The sequence below is a fragment of the Amycolatopsis sp. NPDC051758 genome (assembly GCF_044453095.1).
Lineage (GTDB): Bacteria > Actinomycetota > Actinomycetes > Mycobacteriales > Pseudonocardiaceae > Amycolatopsis.
Map to the genome: position 1 here is coordinate 352,860 of NZ_JBITCJ010000003.1, position 18,811 is coordinate 371,670.

Annotated in this window: 13 protein-coding genes; 8 read left to right on the forward strand and 5 right to left on the reverse strand. The window is 71.9% G+C overall.

The features are described 5' to 3' along the window. Window position 1: 1 nt before the first annotated feature. The 5 genes from asnB to ACIA5G_RS17075 form a co-directional block, all read right to left on the reverse strand. Window positions 2-1,831 carry an asparagine synthase (glutamine-hydrolyzing) gene (gene asnB, locus ACIA5G_RS17055; protein ID WP_395923996.1) on the reverse strand — a complete coding sequence of 610 codons (1,830 nt, stop codon included), beginning with the start codon at window positions 1,829-1,831 and terminating at the stop codon, window positions 2-4. A gap of 19 nt (window positions 1,832-1,850) precedes the next feature. After that, window positions 1,851-2,741 (reverse strand): LLM class flavin-dependent oxidoreductase, encoded by an 891-nt coding sequence (locus ACIA5G_RS17060; protein ID WP_395923998.1) that lies wholly within the window; start codon window positions 2,739-2,741, stop codon window positions 1,851-1,853. Window position 2,742: 1 nt separating this feature from the next. Then, window positions 2,743-4,074: a hypothetical protein gene (locus tag ACIA5G_RS17065; RefSeq protein WP_395924000.1), complete on the reverse strand. Its 1,332-nt coding sequence runs from the start codon at window positions 4,072-4,074 to the stop codon at window positions 2,743-2,745. Beyond that, window positions 4,071-5,354: an MFS transporter gene (locus ACIA5G_RS17070; RefSeq protein WP_395924002.1), complete on the reverse strand. Its 1,284-nt coding sequence runs from the start codon at window positions 5,352-5,354 to the stop codon at window positions 4,071-4,073. Before ACIA5G_RS17070 ends, ACIA5G_RS17065 begins: the two co-directional genes overlap by 4 nt. A gap of 165 nt (window positions 5,355-5,519) precedes the next feature. Further along, the gene (locus tag ACIA5G_RS17075; protein WP_395924004.1) at window positions 5,520-6,185 is read right to left on the reverse strand and encodes a TetR/AcrR family transcriptional regulator; all 666 of its coding nucleotides are present in this window, start codon (window positions 6,183-6,185) and stop codon (window positions 5,520-5,522) included. A gap of 184 nt (window positions 6,186-6,369) precedes the next feature. On the opposite strand from ACIA5G_RS17075, the gene ACIA5G_RS17080 reads away from it, so the two are divergent. From ACIA5G_RS17080 to ACIA5G_RS17115, 8 genes are all read left to right on the forward strand, one after another. Continuing rightward, entirely contained in the window at window positions 6,370-7,839 is a 1,470-nt protein-coding gene (locus ACIA5G_RS17080; RefSeq protein WP_395924006.1) for an amino acid permease, read from the forward strand. Between the two features lie 12 nt (window positions 7,840-7,851). Next, complete coding sequence (locus ACIA5G_RS17085; RefSeq protein WP_395924008.1) at window positions 7,852-8,685, forward strand: urea amidolyase associated protein UAAP1; 834 nt, start codon at window positions 7,852-7,854, stop codon at window positions 8,683-8,685. After that, complete coding sequence (locus ACIA5G_RS17090) at window positions 8,682-9,317, forward strand: urea amidolyase associated protein UAAP2 (RefSeq protein ID WP_395924010.1); 636 nt, start codon at window positions 8,682-8,684, stop codon at window positions 9,315-9,317. Before ACIA5G_RS17085 ends, ACIA5G_RS17090 begins: the two co-directional genes overlap by 4 nt. Then, window positions 9,314-12,847, forward strand: coding sequence for an urea carboxylase (gene uca / locus ACIA5G_RS17095; RefSeq protein ID WP_395924012.1), 3,534 nt, complete (start codon window positions 9,314-9,316; stop codon window positions 12,845-12,847). Before ACIA5G_RS17090 ends, uca begins: the two co-directional genes overlap by 4 nt. After that, entirely contained in the window at window positions 12,844-14,436 is a 1,593-nt protein-coding gene (locus tag ACIA5G_RS17100) for an allophanate hydrolase (protein ID WP_395924014.1), read from the forward strand. The genes uca and ACIA5G_RS17100 overlap by 4 nt, the downstream gene beginning before the upstream one ends. Before the next feature lie 290 nt (window positions 14,437-14,726). Next, window positions 14,727-15,356, forward strand: coding sequence for a DUF998 domain-containing protein (locus ACIA5G_RS17105; RefSeq protein WP_395924016.1), 630 nt, complete (start codon window positions 14,727-14,729; stop codon window positions 15,354-15,356). Window positions 15,357-15,486: 130 nt separating this feature from the next. Next, window positions 15,487-16,677 (forward strand): thiolase family protein, encoded by a 1,191-nt coding sequence (locus ACIA5G_RS17110; RefSeq protein WP_285483625.1) that lies wholly within the window; start codon window positions 15,487-15,489, stop codon window positions 16,675-16,677. Continuing rightward, window positions 16,677-18,788 (forward strand): 3-hydroxyacyl-CoA dehydrogenase NAD-binding domain-containing protein, encoded by a 2,112-nt coding sequence (locus ACIA5G_RS17115; protein ID WP_395924018.1) that lies wholly within the window; start codon window positions 16,677-16,679, stop codon window positions 18,786-18,788. The genes ACIA5G_RS17110 and ACIA5G_RS17115 overlap by 1 nt, the downstream gene beginning before the upstream one ends. The last annotated feature ends 23 nt before the right edge of the window (window positions 18,789-18,811 follow it).

Here is an 18,811-nt window from a genome sequence, read left to right on the forward strand (position 1 = left end):
CTCAGCTGATCGTGAGGCCCTGGTCGCGCAGCCAGACGTCGAGCTCCACCACGGGAATCAGCATGTGCGCGGTGCCGGCGTGGGTCATCGTCCGCGAGTCGCTCCCGGCCAGCTCGCGCAGCGCCACCGGGTCGAGCAGGTCCCGCAGCGGTGACGCGGAGTCGTCCAGCAGGGCCCGCGCCGCGTCGCGGATCGCGACGTCGTGCTCCGGGTCGTGCATCGCCGGGTAGGCGCTCTTCGGCCGGTAGAGGACCGGGTCCGGCAGCAGGTCCTGCACCGCCATCCGCAGCAGGCTCTTCTCGCGCCCGTCGGCGACCTTCATCTCCCACGGCACGTTCCAGACGTACTCGAGGAGCCGGTGGTCGCAGAACGGCACGCGCACCTCGAGGCTGACCGCCATGCTCATCCGGTCCTTGCGGTCCAGGAGCATCAGCAACGGCCCGTGGAGGCTGAAGAACAGCACCTCCCGCATGCGGGCGTTCAGGCCGTCCTCACCGGCGAGGCGGGGCACCTGGGCCCGCAGGGTCGCGTAGCGGTCCGCCGTCTGCGCGTCCGGGCGCAATGCGGCCCGGGCGTCCGCGGTGAGGTAATCGGTGAGCTGGGGCGCGTCGCCGAGCCAGGGGAACTTCTCACGCCAGACGGTGCCGTCGTCGTGGAACCACGGGTACCCGCCGAAGACCTCGTCGGCGGCTTCGCCGGACAGCGCGACCGTGGAGCGCTCACGCAGGGCGGCGAACATCAGCAGCATCGAGGTGTCGAACTGCCCGATGCTCGGCAGGTCGCGGGCGTGGCGGGCCTGCGGGATCGCCTCGGCGACGTCCCGGGCCTTCAGCACGACCTCGACGTGCTCCGAGCCGATGTGCTCGGCGACCATCGCCGCGTACGGCGCGTCGCGTTCCGGCCGCAGCTGCGTGGAGCGGAAGTGCTCCTCCTCGCCGTCGAACCGGACGGAGTAGGTGAGCAGCGGGCCTTCGCCGGAGCGCGCGAGGCTGCGCGCCGCCAGCGCCGCGATGGCGCTCGAATCCAGCCCGCCGGACAGCATCGACGCGCGCGGGACGTCGGCGATCAGCTGGCGCTCGACGATGTCTTCCAGCAGCTCGCGGACGGTGCCCACGGTCGTGCGGAGGTCGTCGGTGTGCTCCCGGCTGACCAGCCGCCAGTACGGGTACTCGTGGCAGCCGCGCCGGTCGATCTTGACGAGGTGGCCGGGCTTGACCTCGTGCATGCCGTTGATCGCCGTCTCGCCGGGCAGGGCGAACCGCGGGTTGAACAGGATCGGCAGCGCGTCGATCGAGACGCTCGACTCGAACGCCGGGTTCGCCAGGATGCCCTTGGGCTCGGACGCGAACAGCACCCCGCCCGGCCGGGGCGCGTAGTAGAGCGGCTTGATGCCGAGCCGGTCGCGGGCGAGCAGCAGCTCCTCACGATCGGCGTCCCAGACGGCGAAGGCGAACATGCCGTTGAAGCGCTCGACGCAGCCGGCGCCCCACTCCTGGTAGGCCCGCAGCACCACTTCGGTGTCCGACCGGGTGGCGAAGTGGTGGCCCAGCCCGGACAGCTGCGCCCGCAACTCGCGGAAGTTGTAGACCTCGCCCGAATAGACCAGGACGACCGGATCGCCGTGGGCGGCGGACGTGGCGGTCATCGGCTGGGCGCCGCCCGCCACGTCGATCACGGCCAGCCGCCGGTGCCCGAGCCCGGTGTGCGGGCCGAGCCACGTGCCGCGGTCGTCCGGCCCGCGCAGGGCCATGGTGTCGGTCATCGCGTCGAGGACGCCTTGCTCACCGCGGAGGTCCCGGGTGAAGTCGAGCCAGCCGACAATGCCACACATCAGGTGGTCCCCTTCCTGGTCAGAATGCCCCAGCGACCTGGGGAACGGCCTGTTCGAACTCGCGGACGTCCCCCGCGAAGACACCGTCGGCCCGCGGGTGCGCCACGACGACGTCGGTGAAACCCAGCTCGCCGCAGCGGCCCACCAGGTCGGCGAGCCGGCCGGGTGAGCGGTACGGGTCGGGCACGACCCGGCTCAGGTTGACCAGCCGGCGCAGCTGCCCCGCCGGGCGCCCGGCTTCCCGGCAGATCCGGTCCAGCAGCTCGGTTTGCCGCCGCAGCGTGCCGAACGCGCGTTCCTCGTCCTCGGCGCCGGGCGCGGCGGGTTCGCCGATGGTCACCCAGTAGTCGCCGAACCCGGCGGCCAGCCGCATCCCGCGTGGCCCGCTCCCCGCGACGGCCAGCGGCACCCGCGGCCGCTGCACACAACCCGGCACCATGCGGACGTCCGTCGCGGTGAAGTGCCGGCCGGCGAAGGTGGTCACCGGCTGCCGCAGCAACCGGTCGAGGAGGGTGACGAACTCTTCGAACCGCGCGGTCCGTTCGGCTCGGGTCGGGGCCGCCGCGCCCAGCGCGGTGTCGTCGGGGCCGGCGGCGCCCGCGCCGACACCCAGCACGAACCGGCCCTCGCTGAGGTGATCGAGGGCCATCACCTGCTTGGCGGTGAGCACGGGGTGGCGGAAGTTCGGCGTCGCCACGAGCACACCGAGCCCGATCGTGGTGGTTGCGCACGCCGCACCGGCCAGCGTGGTCATCGCGTCGAACCACGGCTGGTCGGCCAGCGACCGCCAGGACAGGTGGTCGAGGGTCCAGGCGTGCCGGAACCCGAGGTCCTCCACCCGGCGCCAGACGTCCGCCGCCGACCGGCCTGGGTGTTCCGGCAGCACCAGGACGCCGAGCCGGACGGTCATCTCACGCCTCGGCCAGCAGGCAGGACACGCCGACGCCGAGGCCGCCGATCGCCAGCGCCTGGTTGTCGGCTTCGGCGAACCGCACGAAGCAGCCGGCCGGGTCGCCGCCGAGGCAGAACGGGCTGACCACGGACTCGGCCCGGATGCGCGTGATCTCCCCGGTCTCGGTCATCAGGTCCAGCGGGTAGGTCTCGGCGGGGACGCGTTCTTGCGCGATGTAGTAGCCGGTGCGCACCGCCTCGTCGACCAGCTCCGCCCACCGTTGCGGTGACGTCGTCCAGCCGAAGTACACCTCCTGGCAGCTCCAGCCGGTCGCGCCCTTGAGGACGAAGGACTCCTGGTGCTCGGCCAGCAGCCGGGGCAGGTCGTGGCGCCTGCCGTGCCACAGGACCTTGCGGTCACCCACCACGCGGCTCCACGGCACGTACTGCTGCACCAGCTCGGTTTCCCGGCGGGTCATCCACGGCTGTCCCTCGGACAGCAGGGCGAGGGTCTTCTTCGAGTGCAGGAACCACGCGCTCTGCGAGGGGATCAGGACCAGGCCCGCCTCCTGCGCGACGCGGGCGGGTTCGAGGGAGTAGCCGATCTCCGCCGCGTCCTGGGGCGTGAACGCCGCGAGCCCCAGCGGCCGGTCGACGGCTCCGGGCAGGCCGATGCCGTCGAGCAGGTCGTCGAAGTCGAGGTGCGTGGCGGGGACGCCGTGCCCGCGCAGGGCGTCGATCTGGACGTCGAACATCCGCGTGCCGACGTCCGGGCCCCAGTCGCGGGGCGTGCCGACGACGACCGCCGATGGCGGCACGCCGAGCTCCGCGCTCGTGGCCTCGATCAGGCGTGCCTGCCGCGAATAGGTGTCGGCCGCGACGAAGGCCGGCCTCCCGGCCTCCGCCCGGATGCGGGCCCACGCCTTCTGCGACTGGTGGAAGGGCGGCATCCCGCCGAACGCGCCGCCGACGTTGAACTCGACGAACTTCGGGCCGCCGGGGCCGATGATCACGTCGGCCCGGGTCATGTCGGCGCAGTGCCGGAGCTCGAAGTCCTCGTCGGGGGTGAACAGCGGGCAGTCGGCCGGGTCGATGCCGAGCGCGGCGATGCGGCCGGCCCGGTCGCCGGCCAGCCCCACGACCGTCCGGCGCAGCAGGGAAAGCAGCTCGGCCGTGGCGACGAGCAGCTCGCGGTACGAAGCCTGCGGCACCACCATCGGCTGCAGGGCGTACGGGAAGCCGATGCGCGGCAAGCCGCGGAGCTCCTCGGTGACCACCTCGAAGATCCGTTCGGGCGCCAGGCCGATTTCGGGCGGAACAGTGCGGACGCCGAACCACGGCTGAGCGGTCATGCGGTCGTCTCCAGTTCTCGCTCGCGGTCTCGCAGGGCCCAGCGGCCGGCGAAGAGGGTGCCGAACCCGCCGAGGAGGTAGACGGCGGCCAGCACGAACCAGCCCGCCACGCTCCACTCGACCAGCAGCAGCGTCATGATCCCGGGCGCCAGCATCATGGCCGCCGCCTGCCCGGTACCGAACACACCCTGGTACTCGCCGTGCGCGCCCTCCGGCGTCAGCCCGACCGAGAGGCCGAAGCCGCTACCCACGAACAAAAGTTCGCCGACGAGGTAGACGAGGGTGGCGAGGATCAGCACGCCGACGACCAGCAGGCCGGCGCCGTCGTGGCTGAAGGCGAAGACCACGCAGGAAGCGGCGAGGGCGATCCCGGACCACATGCCGAGCTTGGCGGCGGCGGAAACCGTGGCACCCCACCGGCTGAAGCGGTTCTGGAACAGCACCGTGCCGCCCGCGGAGATGCCGACCACCACCGCCCAGATCCACAGTGGAGCGTGCGTGTGGTGGGAGATCCACAGCGGGATGCCCGGGTCGACCATGCCCCAGTTGAGCGCGAGCACGCCGTTGAGCCCGGTGATGACGAGGAACGGGCGGTCGCGCAGCACGAGCGTGCGGCGCTTGACCTTCCGGTCGGCCAGCGACGTCACGTGCGGCAGGCGGAAAGCCAGCAGCAGCGCGCAGAAGACGTGCAACGCGCCGTAGATGCCGAGCAAGGTGGCGTAACCGGTGCGGGTGTCGAGCGAGAGCACAAAACCGCCGACGAGCGCGCCCACCACGGTGCCGACCTGCATCACGACGCGGGCGGTGGAGATGCTGCTGAGCCGTTCCTCACCGGTGGTGAGCCCGGAGATGGCGGCGATCCGGATGCCGGGCGCCGAGCGCTCGCCGGCGGTGACGAGGCAGGTCGCCAGCAGGATCAGCCAGAAGTCGTGGATGAAGGTGTAGGAGAAGATCGCGGCACCTTGCACAACCCCGATGCCGACGAGGACTTCCCGCGACCCGATGCGGTCCGACAGGTAGCCGAGCGGCCCCCCGACGACCATGCCGACGATGCCCGCCGCGGTCACGCCGAACCCGAACTGCGCGGGGGTGAGGCCGACCGAGCGGATGAAGAACATCGCCCAGCAGGTGAACCAGGCGCCCCGCCCGAGCGAGAGGACCAGCCCGGCGAGGTAGATGGGGCTCACCGGGCTGCGCCACCAGTCGGCGGTGGTCCACCCCGGCCGGCGGGGACCGGCCCGCCGCGAGCGGACCTGCTCTTCCGCCACGTTGGTGTCCACGCCACCCCTTCCGCCGAGCATTCCTTGCCCACGACCTTCTCAGCGCGGCCGGGAGGTGGTCACCTCCGTCCGTGCGGTCGTCGTGCCGCGAACCAGACGTTCGGGGACATCTCGGCGAATTCGCGGGCGCGCCGGTCAAGGGCCTGCCCCGCTGAGCAGCCGGACTCAGTCGGTGAGCGTCGCCAGCAGGGTGTGCGCCTCGGCGCGCAGTGCGTCCGACGGCTCGGGCAGGCCGGCCAGCCGGACGACGCCGTCGGCGCCCTCGCGGACGTGGGCCTCGACGTCCAGCGCCGGGTCGTCCCGGCGGATCACCGCGATGCTCTCCACCAGCCCGAAGACCAGGTCCGTCCGGATCGCCACGGCGTCCGGCGAGATGCCCGCCGCCGCCACCAGCTTGCCGTACGCCGCCTTCAGCTCCGCGCGCTCGGCGCGGAAGCGGGCCAGGTTGGGTGAGGAGACCTCGGGCAGCAGGTACAGCGCGCCCAGGTTGTGGCGGGCTCCGCCGAGGAGGCGGATGTCCGCGTACGCAAGCGCCCACAGCCGGACCTCGATCGGGGCGGCACCGGCGACGAGCCGGGCGGCCAGGGCCAGCGACGGGCGGACCGTCTCGGCCAGCAGCGCCGCGAGGATGTCCTCCTTGGCCGGGAAGTGGTAGTAGAGCGACGCCTGGCGCAGCCCCGCGCGCTCGGCGATCGCCCGGGTCGTGGTCGCCGCGTAACCGGCTCCGGTGAACAGCTCCCCCGCCGCGTCGAGCACGGCTTGGCGCGCGTCCGGCCGGTTCGCCGCCGCGCCGCTCGCTCGGGGTCTGCCGACCCCCGCCCCTTTGACCACGCCGGTGATCTTGCCAGGTCCGCGGCACGGACACCCGCACCGAGGTGGTGTTACGCCCGCATGTCGCGATTGACGGCCGGTAGCCGCCGCCGTTTACCGCCCGCTAACGCGACGGAGATCATCCCGTCGTGCTCCCGGCCTAATTTCTGTCGAGCGATCGAAACTACGGCAGCCAGGAGCCCGCATGCCCCCACCCGACGAACTCGCCCCCTTCGGTTACCGCCAGGAGCTCCGCCGCTCGCTGGGCGGGTTCTCCGCCTTCGCCGCCGGGTTCTCCTTCGTCTCGATCCTCACGACCGTCTTCCAGCTCTTCGGGTTCGGCTACACCTTCGGCGGCCCGCTCTTCTTCTGGACGTGGCCGGTCGTCCTCGCCGGCCAGCTGCTCGTCGCCCTCGTGTTCGCCGAGCTCGCCGCCCGCTTCCCGCTGGCCGGATCCGTGTACCAGTGGGCGAAACAGCTCAGCAAGGGCTTCCTCGGCTGGCTCGCCGGCTGGATGATGCTGCTCGGCTGCGTCGTCGCGCTCGCGGCCGCGGCGATCGCGCTGCAGGTCGTGCTGCCCTCGGTGTGGGACGGCTTCCAGCTGGTCGGCGGCGATCCGGCGGTGACGTCGCCGACCGGCGCGGCCAACGCCGTGGTGCTCGGCACGCTACTGCTCGTCTTCACCACCGCGGTCAACACCGCCGGGGTCCGGTTGATGGCCCGGATCAACGACGTCGGTGTTGCGGCCGAGCTGCTCGGTGTGGTGGTGCTGGTGGCCGGGCTCGCGCTGTTCGCCGTGCGGGGTCCGCAGGTGGTGCTGCACGACGCGCCCGGCACCAGCGCCGGGATCGGCGGTGTGCTCGCGTCGGCGCTCATGGCGGCGTACGTCCTCTACGGCTTCGACACCGCCGCCTCGGTCGCGGAGGAGACGAAGGACGCGCGAAGGGCGGCTCCGCGAGCGGTGCTGCGCGCCGTGCTCGTGTCCGGGCTCGGCGGGCTGGCCGTGGTGGTCACCGCGCTGATGGCCGCGCCGAGCCTCACCGACGGGCAGCTCGCCGGTCACGGCCTGCCCTACGTGATCACGGCCGTCTTCGGTGACACCCTCGGCCGGATCTTCCTCGCCGACGTCGCGATCGCCGTGGTCGTCTGCACCCTGACCATCCAGACCGGCACCGTCCGGCTGATCTACGCGATGGCCCGCGACAACGCCCTGCCCACGTCCGCCCGCCTGGCCGGGGTCAGCCCGCGCACCGGGACGCCGGTCGCGCCCGCGCTGCTGTCCGGCGCGCTGGCGATCGGGCTGCTGCTGCTCAACGTCGGCAACCCGACGCTGTTCAGCACGATCACCGGGACGTCGGTGGTCGTCGTCTACCTGGCGTACCTGCTGGTCACGGGACCGTTGCTGGTGCAGCGGCTGCGCGGGCGCTTCCCGGCCGAGCCCGGCCGGTTCTCCCTGGGGCGCTGGGGTGTTCCGCTGAACGGGGCAGCCGTCGTCTACGGCCTGGCCATGATCGTGAACATCGCGTGGCCGCGTGCGGAGATCTACGACGTGACCGGTTCGGGCGCGCCCTGGATGCTGCTGTTCCCGATAGAGTTCGTCGGCGGCGCGCTGGTGCTCGGCCGGCTCTGCTGGCTGCGGCTGCGCCCCGCCCCCGCCCTCGAACCCGCGAACTGAGAGAGGACGACCATGAGCACCACCGCGACGACCCACGGCGCGCGCGACCACGCCCGCGCCCAGGCCGGCACCGTGGTCGAGACGATGCCGTCGATCCCGGCGAGCACGTGGCCGTCGCCGCCACCCGGCGTTGCGCCCGAGGCGCTGACCTGGGCCGAAACCGTGGCCGGCGGCGGGTACACGCACAAGGTGCTGGCCCGCGGCACCCGGCTGCGGCTGACCGACGTCGACGGCGACGCGTGCGCGCACCTGCTGCTGTTCAACGCCGAGGGCCCGTGGGAGCGGCTGAACGTCGCCGACACGGTGAAGGTGCAGTGGAACGCCTACCTCGGCGCGTCGGTGGCGCTGCTGTCGGACCAGGCGCGGGTGCTGGCCACGATCGTCGCGGACACCAGCGGCCGGCACGACGCGCTGTGCGGGACGTCCACTGTGGACGGCAACACCGAGCGTTACGGCGACGGTGCCCCCCAGGGCCCCTCCCCCGCCGGGCTGCCGCTGTTCACCTTGGCAGCGGCCAAGAACGGCCTCGGGCCGCGGGACCTGCCGCCGAGCCTGTCGTTCTTCCAGGGCGTGCGGGTGCAGGCCGACGGCGGCCTGGAGTTCACCGGGTCCGCGGGCGCGGGCAAGTCGGTCGACCTGCGGATCGAGCTCCCGGCGATCGTGCTGATCGCCAACGTGCCGCACCCGGTGGACCCGCGGCCGGGTTACCCCGCGACGAACCTCGAAGTGCTCGCCTGGCGCGACATACCGTCCACGCCGGACAGTCCCGAGTGGACGCACACGCCGGAAGCACAGCGGGCCTTCGAGAACACCGCCGACTACCTGACCGCCCGGGGGATCGCATGAGCACGGCGTACCAGTCCCAGCTGGAGATCAGCTTCGACGTCCCCGCGCGGGCGCCGTTCTCGACGGTGCTGCGCCAGGGTCAGGAGCTCACGATCATCGACCTCGGCGGCAACCAGGCCGTCGACTTCCTCTGCTACGACGCCGCCGACACGGCGAAGCGCTACAGCGCGGCCGCGACGATCGCCGCGCAGCGCAACATCTTCCTGACCACCGGTAGTGTCCTGCGCACCCAGGAAGGCGCGCCGCTGCTGACCGTCGTCGCCGACACCTGCGGGCGCCACGACACGCTCGGCGGCGCGTGCAGCAAGGAATCGAACAGCCTCCGTTACGGCCAGCACACTCGGTTCCAGCACGCCTGCGTCGAGAACTTCCTCAGTGAAGGCGCGAAGTGGGGACTGGGCAAACGCGACCTGGTCAGCAACGTCAACTGGTACATGAACGTGCCGGTCGAGGCGGACGGCACGCTCGGCATCGTCGACGGGATCTCCGCGCCCGGCCTCGAAGTCCGGTTGCGCGCCGAGACCGATGTGCTCGTCCTGGTGTCGAACTGCCCGCAGATCAACAACCCCTGCAACGGCTTCGACCCGACGCCGGTGCGGATGGTCGTGACCTCCCCCGGGAGTGACGAGTGAGACTGCTCGTCGCCAACCGCGGGGAGATCGCCGTCCGGATCCTGCGCACCGCGAAGGAACTGGGCTGGGAAACCGTCGCGGTGTACTCCGACGCCGACCGCCTCGCCCCGCACGTGCGGCTCGCCGACCGGGCCGTGCGGCTCGGCCCGGCGCCCGCGGCGGAAAGCTACCTGCGGGCGGACGCGATCATCACTGCCGCGCTCGACACCAGTTGTGACGCCGTCCACCCCGGCTACGGCTTCCTGTCGGAGGACGCGGCGTTCGCGCGGGCCTGCGAGGACGCCGGGCTCGCGTTCGCCGGCCCGTCCCCGGAGCACCTGGAGGTGTTCGGCAGCAAGCACACCGCGCGCGAAGCGGCCATCGCCGCGGGAGTGCCGTTGCTGGCCGGGACCGGCTTGCTGTCCGATGTGGACGAAGCGCTGGAGCGGGCGGAGGACATCGGTTACCCGGTGATGCTCAAGGCCACCGGCGGCGGGGGCGGGATCGGCATGCGCGCGTGCGCGTCCCCGGACGAGCTGCGCGCCGCCTGGGACACCGTGCAGAGCATCGCGGCCAAGAGCTTCGCCAACTCCGGCGTGTTCCTGGAACGGCTCGTGCGGCACGCGCGGCACGTCGAGGTCCAGGTGTTCGGCGACGGCTACGGCGAAGTCCTGGAGCTCGGCACCCGCGACTGTTCCCTGCAGCGGCGCAACCAGAAGGTCGTCGAGGAGTGCCCGGCGCCGGACCTGCCCGACGCCGTCCGGCGGCAGCTGGTCGACTCGGCCGTCGCGCTGTGCTCGTCGGTGCGGTACCGCTCGGCGGGCACCGTCGAATACGTCTACGACGCCGAGCGCGGCGAGGCCGCGTTCCTCGAGGTCAACACCCGGCTGCAGGTCGAGCACCCGGTGACCGAAGCGGTGTACGGCGTCGACCTGGTCGCCTGGATGCTGCGGCTCGCGCAGGGTGACCGCGGGATGTTCCGCGCGCTGCCGGTCGCGCGCGGGCACGCCGTGGAAGCGCGCGTGTACGCCGAAGACCCGAGTGCCGGGCACCGGCCGAGCGCGGGTCTCGTCACCCGGGTGACGCTGCCCGAAGACACCCGGGTGGACACCTGGGTCGAACCGGGCACCACCGTCACCACGCACTACGACCCGTTGCTGGCCAAGGTGATCTGCACCGGCGCCGACCGCGCGGACGCCCTGGGCGCCTTGCGCACGGCACTCGCGGTGACCCGGGTCGACGGCGTGCGGACCAACCTGGGACAGCTGCGGTCGGCGACCGCCGATCCGGCGTTCACGGCCGCAACGCACGATACGTCCACTTTGGACGACGTCGAGGACGCCGAGCCGCGGATCGACGTCGTGCGCGGCGGGACGATGACCACCGTGCAGGACTGGCCGGGCCGCACCGGCTTCTGGCACGTCGGGGTGCCGCCGAGCGGGCCGATGGACGACCTCTCGCTGCGCCTGGGCAACCTCGCCCTGGGCAACCCCGAGGGCGCGCCCGGCCTGGAGTGCACTGTGGACGGCGTGACGCTGCGGTTCTCGCACACCACCGAGGTGTGTGTCACCGGCGCACCCACGACGGTGCTCGTCGACGGCGCCGAGGTTCCCCTGTGGACACCCGTCGAGGTGCCCGCGGGCGCGACGCTCGACGTCCGGGCGTGCACCGCCGGATTGCGCAGCTACGTGCTGGTCCGCGGCGGTGTCGACGTGCCGGGGTTCCTCGGCAGCGCGGCGACGTTCACCCTGGGCCGGTTCGGCGGCCACGGCGGCCGTGCGCTGGCCGCGGGGGACGTCCTGCAGCCCGGCACGGCCCCGGCGGATCCCGTGGTCGGCCCGGTCGCCGACCGTCCGGACTTCGCGTCGCACTGGACGATCGGCGCACTCGAAGGCCCGCACGCGGCTCCGGAGTTCTTCACCCCGGAAGACGTCGACACGTTCTACGCCACCGACTGGCAGGTGCACTTCAACTCGGCGCGCACCGGCGTCCGGCTCGTCGGGCCGCGGCCGAAGTGGGCCCGCGCGGACGGTGGTGAGGCGGGCCTGCACCCGTCGAACATCCACGACACGCCGTACGCGATCGGCGCCGTCGACTACACCGGCGACCTGCCGATCCTGCTCGGCCCGGACGGGCCCAGCCTGGGCGGGTTCGTCTGCCCGGCGACGGTCGCCACCGGCGAGCGGTGGAAGCTCGGGCAGCTGCGCCCGGGTGACACCGTGCGGTTCGTGCCGATCGACGGCGACCACGCGGCGGCGCTGCGGACGCGGCCGGCGGCGGCGGTCGAGCCGAGCCGGACCGGCCGTCACGACGGCGGGGTGCTCGGGCAGCTGTCCTCTTCGGACGACGAGCCGTCGGTGACCTACCGCCGCAGCGGGGACGACAACCTGCTCGTCGAGTACGGCGAGATGAAGCTCGACCTGGCGTTGCGGATGCGAGTGCACGCGCTCGCGGAACGGCTGGCGGCCGAGGGCGTGCCGGGCATCGTCGACCTGACCCCGGGCATCCGGTCCCTGCAGGTGCACGTCGACCCGGACGCGCTGCCGGTCGGCAAGGCGCTCGGCCTGGTGCGCGAGCTGGAGCACGACCTGCCGCCGACCGCGGACCTCGTGGTGCCGAGCCGCAGTGTCCGGCTGCCGCTGTCGTGGGACGACCCGGCGACCCGCGAGGCGATCGAGCGGTACATGACCGGGGTGCGCGACGACGCGCCGTGGTGCCCCTGGAACATCGAGTTCATCCGGCGCGTCAACGGGTTGTCCACTGTGGACGACGTCTACCGCACGGTGTTCGACGCGGAGTACCTGGTGCTCGGGCTCGGTGACGTCTACCTCGGCGCGCCGGTCGCGACCCCGCTGGACCCGCGCCACCGGCTGGTGACGACGAAGTACAACCCGGCGCGGACGTGGACGGCCGAGAACTCGGTCGGCATCGGCGGCGCGTACCTCTGCATCTACGGCATGGAAGGGCCGGGCGGCTACCAGTTCGTCGGCCGGACCGTGCAGGTGTGGAACAGCTGGCGGCAGCACGCCGTCGACCAGCCGTGGCTGCTGCGGTTCTTCGACCGGATCTCCTGGTACCCGGTGTCGGCGGAGGAGCTGCTGGACATGCGCGCGCAAAGCTCGTCCGGGAAGCTGGAGCTCGACACCACCGACGGCTCGTTCGTGCTGGCGGACTACCAGAAGTTCTTGGCCGACAACGCGGACAGCATCGCCGGGTTCCGGGCGACGCAGTCGGCGGCGTTCGAAGCGGAACGGCGGGCGTGGGCCGCGGCGGGTGAGTTCGACCCGAAGCCGGAGCCGGTCACCCGGCCGCCGAAGCGGGTCGAGGCGCCGCCGGGCGGGCACGTGGTCGAGGCGCCGTTCGCGGCGACGGTGTGGCGGGTGGACGTCACGGCGGGCGAGCGGGTCGAGGACGCGCAGTCGCTGGTGACGCTGGAAGCGATGAAGACGGAGGCGCGGATCCCCGCGCCGGCGAGCGGTGAGGTGGTCGAAGTGCTCGTGTCCCCCGGTGACCAGGTGGCCCCCGGAACACCGCTGGTGGTGCTCGGATGAACGCGCTGACGGAACGCGTGCGGGCCGCGTACCGGCGGATCGCACAGGTCGACCGGCCCGAGATCTGGATCGACCTGCGGCCCGAAGCCGACGTGCTGGCCGAGGCCGCCGCGCTGGCGGAACGAGGGCTGCCGCTCTACGGCAAGCTCGTGGCGGTCAAGGGCAACATCGACGTCGCGGGGCTGCCGACCACGGCGGGCTGCCCGGCGTACGCGTACAAACCGGACGCCGACGCGCCGGTCGTCGCGCGGCTGCGGGCGGCCGGGGCGCTGGTGCTCGGCACCACCAACCTCGACCAGTTCGCGACCGGGCTGGTCGGCACGCGGAGCCCGTACGGCGCGGTGCGCAACGCCGTCGACCCGGCGTACGTCTCGGGCGGGTCGAGCTCGGGCTCGGCGGTGGCCGTCGCGCTCGGGCTGGTGGACCTCGCACTCGGCACGGACACGGCGGGCTCGGGCCGGGTGCCGGCGGCGTTCAACGGGATCGTCGGGCTCAAGCCGACCCCCGGCCTGCTGCCGACCGAAGGCGTGGTCCCCGCCTGCCGGAGCATCGACTGCGTGACGCTGTTCGCGCGAACGGTCGAGGAAGCGACATTTGCGCTGACCTGCCTGGCCGAGCCCGCTCAGGTCCACACGGGACGCTTCCGGATCGGCGTCCCGGACGAACTGGGCCCGCTGGCCGACGGCTGGGCGGAGGCCTTCTCATCGGCTGTCGCGGACTACGCCGCGGCCGGGGCCGAAGTGACCACTGTGGACATGTCGACCTTTCTGGAAGCGGCGCAGCTGCTGTACGGCGGCGCGTTTGTCGCCGAGCGGTACACCGCGGTCGGCGAGTTCCTGGAGCGGCACCCGGACGACTGCGACCCGGTGGTGCACGGCATCATCACCGCGGCCCGGGACATCCGCGCCCACCAGCTGTTCGCCGACCAGGAGACCCTGACCCGGCTGCGGACGCAGGCACTGGCGGTGCTGGCCGGCGTCGACGCGCTCCTGGTCCCGACGACCACCGAGCACCCCACGCTCGCCGAGGTCGCGGCCGACCCGGTCGCGGTCAACGCGCGGCTGGGCCGCTTCACCAACTCGACCAACCTGTTCGGGCTCTCGGCCCTCGCGGTCCCGGCGGGCACGGTGGCCGGCCGCCCGTTCGGCGTGATGCTGGTCGGCGCGCCGCACGACGACCTGAAACTGGTCGCGCTGGCCGGGTTGCGCGGCGAACGGGTCCCGATCGTGGTGGTCGGCGCCCACCTGCGTGGTCAGCCGCTGAACCACGAGCTGACGTCCCGCGGCGGCCGGTTCGTCTCGGAAGTCACCACGGCGGAGTCGTACCGGCTGTACGCGCTGGACACGGTGCCACCGAAGCCGGGCCTGGTGCGCGTCAAGTCCGGCGGTGTTCCGATCGCGGCGGAGGTGTGGGACCTGCCGGCGCGCGGCTTCGGCGAGTTCGTCTCGAAGATTCCCGCGCCGCTGGCGATCGGCAAGGTCGAACTGGCCGACGGTTCGCGCGTGTCCGGATTCCTGTGCGAGCCGGCGGCGACCGAAGGCGCAGAGGACATCTCGGCCAAGGGCGGCTGGCTGGCACACCTGAGCTGACCGGACCGGGGCCACAGCAGCGGCACGAGGACCCAGACCCTCCCGCACCCCGATCCGAAGCCAAAACACGGCCGGCACCGCCGGGTCAAGGCATCTTTCCCGCCTTGACGCGGTGGTGCCGGCCGTAGTCACAATCCAGGCTTCGGGGTGCCGGAGGCGACCCGGAATCCGATGACCCGAAGCCCCGAACTCCGTAACGATCAGCTGAAAATCCGGTCACCCGTCGGATAACAACGCTCGTCCCGGGGCAGGAGATCGCCGATGACCTTGGTGAGACCCCGGAGGCAGCCATGACCACGGCAACCCGATCCCCGCAGAGCACGCTCGTCCACTCCTACCTGTACCTGCGCCGCGCGATCGGGCTCATCGGCCTCGCCCTGCCCGTCGTGCTGATCGTGGGCAAGCAGCTCGTCCAGGGCGGCGACCTCATCGGGTCGCTCAGCGGCTACTACTACACCGACCTCGGGAACGTCTTCGTCGGCGCGATGTGCGCGGTCGGCGTGTTCCTGCTCGCCTACTACGGCCACGACCACGTCGACAACATCGTGAGCACCGTCGCCGGCCTCGGCGCGATCGGGCTCGCCCTGTTCCCCACCACGCCCGGCACCGCCGCCACGACCTGGGACCGGACCTCCGGCGTCCTGCACCTGGCGTTCGCCGCGGTGTTCTTCCTGAGCCTGGCCTACTTCTGCCTCCGCCTGTTCCCGCACGACGGCGAGCAGCCACCCGGCACGGGTGTCGTCTACCGCACCTGCGGGGCCGTGATCCTGGCGTGCCTGGTGCTGATCGCGCTGACCAGCCGGCTCCGGCTGGTGCCCGAATGGCACCCCGCGCTGTGGCTGGAGAGCGTCGCGGTGTGGGCGTTCGGTGCCGCCTGGCTGCTGAAGGGGCAGACGCTGACGCCCAAGAGTGTGCCGTAGCCCACTCGACCGGGCCACACCACTGGTTACCGGCGGGTAACAAGGGCTATCGTGCGGACAGGATTTCTGTCTACTTCATGGAGCATTCGTGGCCGCACCAGCAACGCCGCTCGCGCCGAACGCGCGGGGCGTGCGCACCGTCGCCTTCGTCGAGGGGGTACGGACCCCCTTCGGCAAGGCCGGTGACAAGGGGATCTACGCCGGCACCCGCGCGGACGACCTCGTCGTCAACGCCATCCGCGAGCTGCTGCGGCGGCACCCGGAACTGCCGCCCGAGCGGGTCGACGAGGTGGCCATCGCCGCCACCACGCAGATCGGCGACCAGGGCCTGACCATCGGCCGCACCGCCGCACTGCTCGCCGGGCTGCCCAAGTCCGTGCCGGGCTTCGCCATCGACCGGATGTGCGCCGGCGCGATGACCGCCGTCACCACCACCGCGTCCGGCATCGGCTTCGGCGCCTACGACATCGCCATCGCCGGCGGGGTCGAGCACATGGGCCGGCACCCGATGGGTGAGGGCGTCGACCCGAACCCGCGGATCATCGCCGACAAGCTCGTCGACCCGACCGCGCTCGTCATGGGCCAGACCGCCGAGAACCTGCACGACCGGTTCCCGGACATCACCAAGCTGCGCACCGACACCTTCGCCGCGCGCAGCCAGGAGAAGTACGCCGAAGCCGTCAAGACCGGCAAGATCGGCCCCGAGCTGGTTCCGGTCGCCACCCGATCGAAGGAACTCGGCTGGGGTCTCGCGACCGAGGACGAGCCGCCGCGGCCGGGCACCACGCTGGAGACCCTCGCCGGGCTGAAGACGCCGTTCCGCCCGCACGGCCGGATCACCGCCGGCAACGCGGCCGGCCTCAACGACGGCGCGACCGCGTCGATCCTGGCCGACGAGGACACCGCCCGCGAGCTGGGCCTGCCGGTCGCGATGCGGCTGGTCGGCTACTCCTTCGCCGGCGTCGAGCCCGAGGTCATGGGCATCGGCCCGGTGCCGGCCACCGAGAAGCTGTTCAAGCGCACCGGCCTGAGCATCGACGACATCGGCCTGTTCGAGATCAACGAGGCCTTCGCCGTGCAGGTGCTGGCCTTCCTCGACCACTTCGGCATCGCCGACGACGACCCGCGCGTGAACCAGTGGGGCGGCGCGATCGCGTGCGGCCACCCGCTGGCTTCCTCCGGCGTCCGGCTGATGACGCAGCTCGCGCGCCAGTTCGCCGAGCGGCCCGACGTGCAGTACGGCATCACCACGATGTGCATCGGCATCGGCATGGGCGGCACCGTGATCTGGGAGAACCCGGCGTTCGAGGGGGCGAAGTAATGACTTTCACCGCTGAAGAGGCGAAGGCCGCCTTCCCCGACGAGGTTGTCACCAAGGCCGTGACGCGGCTGGTCAAGGTGCCGGGACTCGACAAGCCCGTCGCCCTGATCACGCTCGACAACGGCCACGACCACACCCGGCCCAACACGTTCGGCCCGCAGGGCCTGGTGTCGCTGAACGCCGCGCTGGACGTCGCGTTCGAGGCCGAGCCGGCCGCGATCGCCGTCACCGGCAAGCCGTTCATCTTCGCCGTCGGCGCCGACCTGTCCGGTGTCGAATCGGTGAGCGACCCCAAGCTGGCGCGGGAGATCGCCCAGACCGGGCACGACGTGTTCCGCCGCCTCACCGAGACGAAGATCCCGACGTTCGGGTTCATCAACGGCGCGGTCATGGGCGGCGGGCTCGAGCTCGCGCTGTCCTGCCACTACCGGACGCTCTCGGAGAACACCGCCGCGATCGCGTTCCCCGAGGTCTTCCTCGGCCTGTTCCCGGGCTGGGGCGGCACGCAGCTGCTGCCGAACCTGATCGGGCCGGACGCCGCCGTCACGGTGATCATCGAGAACGCCCTGGCGCAGAACAAGATGCTCAACGTCAAGAAGACGGCCGAGCTCGGCATCGTCGACGCCGTCTTCGGCTCCGCGGACTACCTCGAGCAGTCACTGCTGTGGCTGGCTCAGGTGGTCAACGGCGAGATCACGCCGCCCCGGCGTGAGATCGACCGCGGCGCGGAGTGGGACAACGCCATCGCGCGCGCAAAGTCCATTGTGGACGGCCGGACGCACGGCGCCTCGCCGGGTGCCACCAAGGCCGTCGAGCTGCTGGAGCTGGCCCGCGAAAACGACCTCGACCGCGGCTACGCGGCCGAGACCGACGGCCTCGCCGAGCTGCTCATGTCCGACGTCCTGCGTGCCGGGCTGTACTCGTTCAACCTGGTCAACAAGCGCGCCAAGCGCCCGGCCGGCGCGCCGGACAAGAACCTGGCGCGCAAGGTGAACAAGGTCGGCATCGTCGGCGCCGGCCTGATGGCCAGCCAGCTCGCGCTGCTGTTCGTGCGCCGCCTCAAGGTGCCGGTCGTGCTGACCGACGTCGACCAGGCACGCGTCGACAAGGGTGTCGGGTACGTCCACGACGAGATCGACAAGCTCCTGGCCAAGAAGCGCGTCTCCCCGGACGGCGCCAACCGGCTCAAGGCGCTGGTCTCCGGCTCGCTCGACAAGGCCGCGTTCTCCGACGCCGACTTCGTCATCGAAGCCGTGTTCGAGGAGCTGGGCGTCAAGCAGCAGGTGTTCGCCGAGCTGGAGCAGCACGTCTCCCCCGAGGCGATCCTGGCGACCAACACGTCGTCGCTGTCGATCACCGCGATGGCGTCGAAGCTGCAGCACCCCGAGCGCGTCGTCGGCTTCCACTTCTTCAACCCGGTCGCCGTGCTGCCGCTGCTGGAGATCGTCCGCGGCGAGCAGACCGACGACGCGTCGCTCGCGACGGCGTTCTCGGTCGGCAAGCAGCTCAAGAAGTCCAGCGTGCTGGTGAAGGACGCTTCGGCGTTCGTCGTCAACCGGCTCCTGCTGCGCTTCCTCGGCGAGGTGCTGGTGGCCGTCGACGAGGGCACGCCGTTCGAGGTCGCCGACGGCGCGCTCGAGCCGCTCGGCCTGCCGATGTCGCCGCTGACGCTGATGCAGCTCGTCGGCCCGGCCATCGCGCTGCACGTCGGCGAGACGCTGCACGAGGCGTTCCCGGACCGGTTCACCGTGTCCGACAACCTCGCCAAGTTCGTCAAGGCGGGCAAGAAGGGCGTCTGGGTCTGGGACGCCCAGGGCAACCAGTCGCCCGACCCCGAGGTTGTCGAACTGTGGACGCAGGGCGACCAGCCGTCCACTTCGGAGCAGGTGCGTGAGCGCGCCCTCTCCGCGATCGCCGAGGAGATCCGGATCATGCTCGACGAGGGTGTGGTCGCGGAGGCGCAGGACATCGACCTGTGCCTGATCCTCGGCGCGGGCTGGCCGTTCTGGAACGGTGGCATCACGCCGTACCTGGACCGCTCCGGCGTCTCCGAGCGCGTGAACGGCAAGCCGTTCCTCGCCCCGGGTGTCGCTTCGGTCCCGGCTTCCTGAGCAAGTCCGTGAAGGGCGCATCG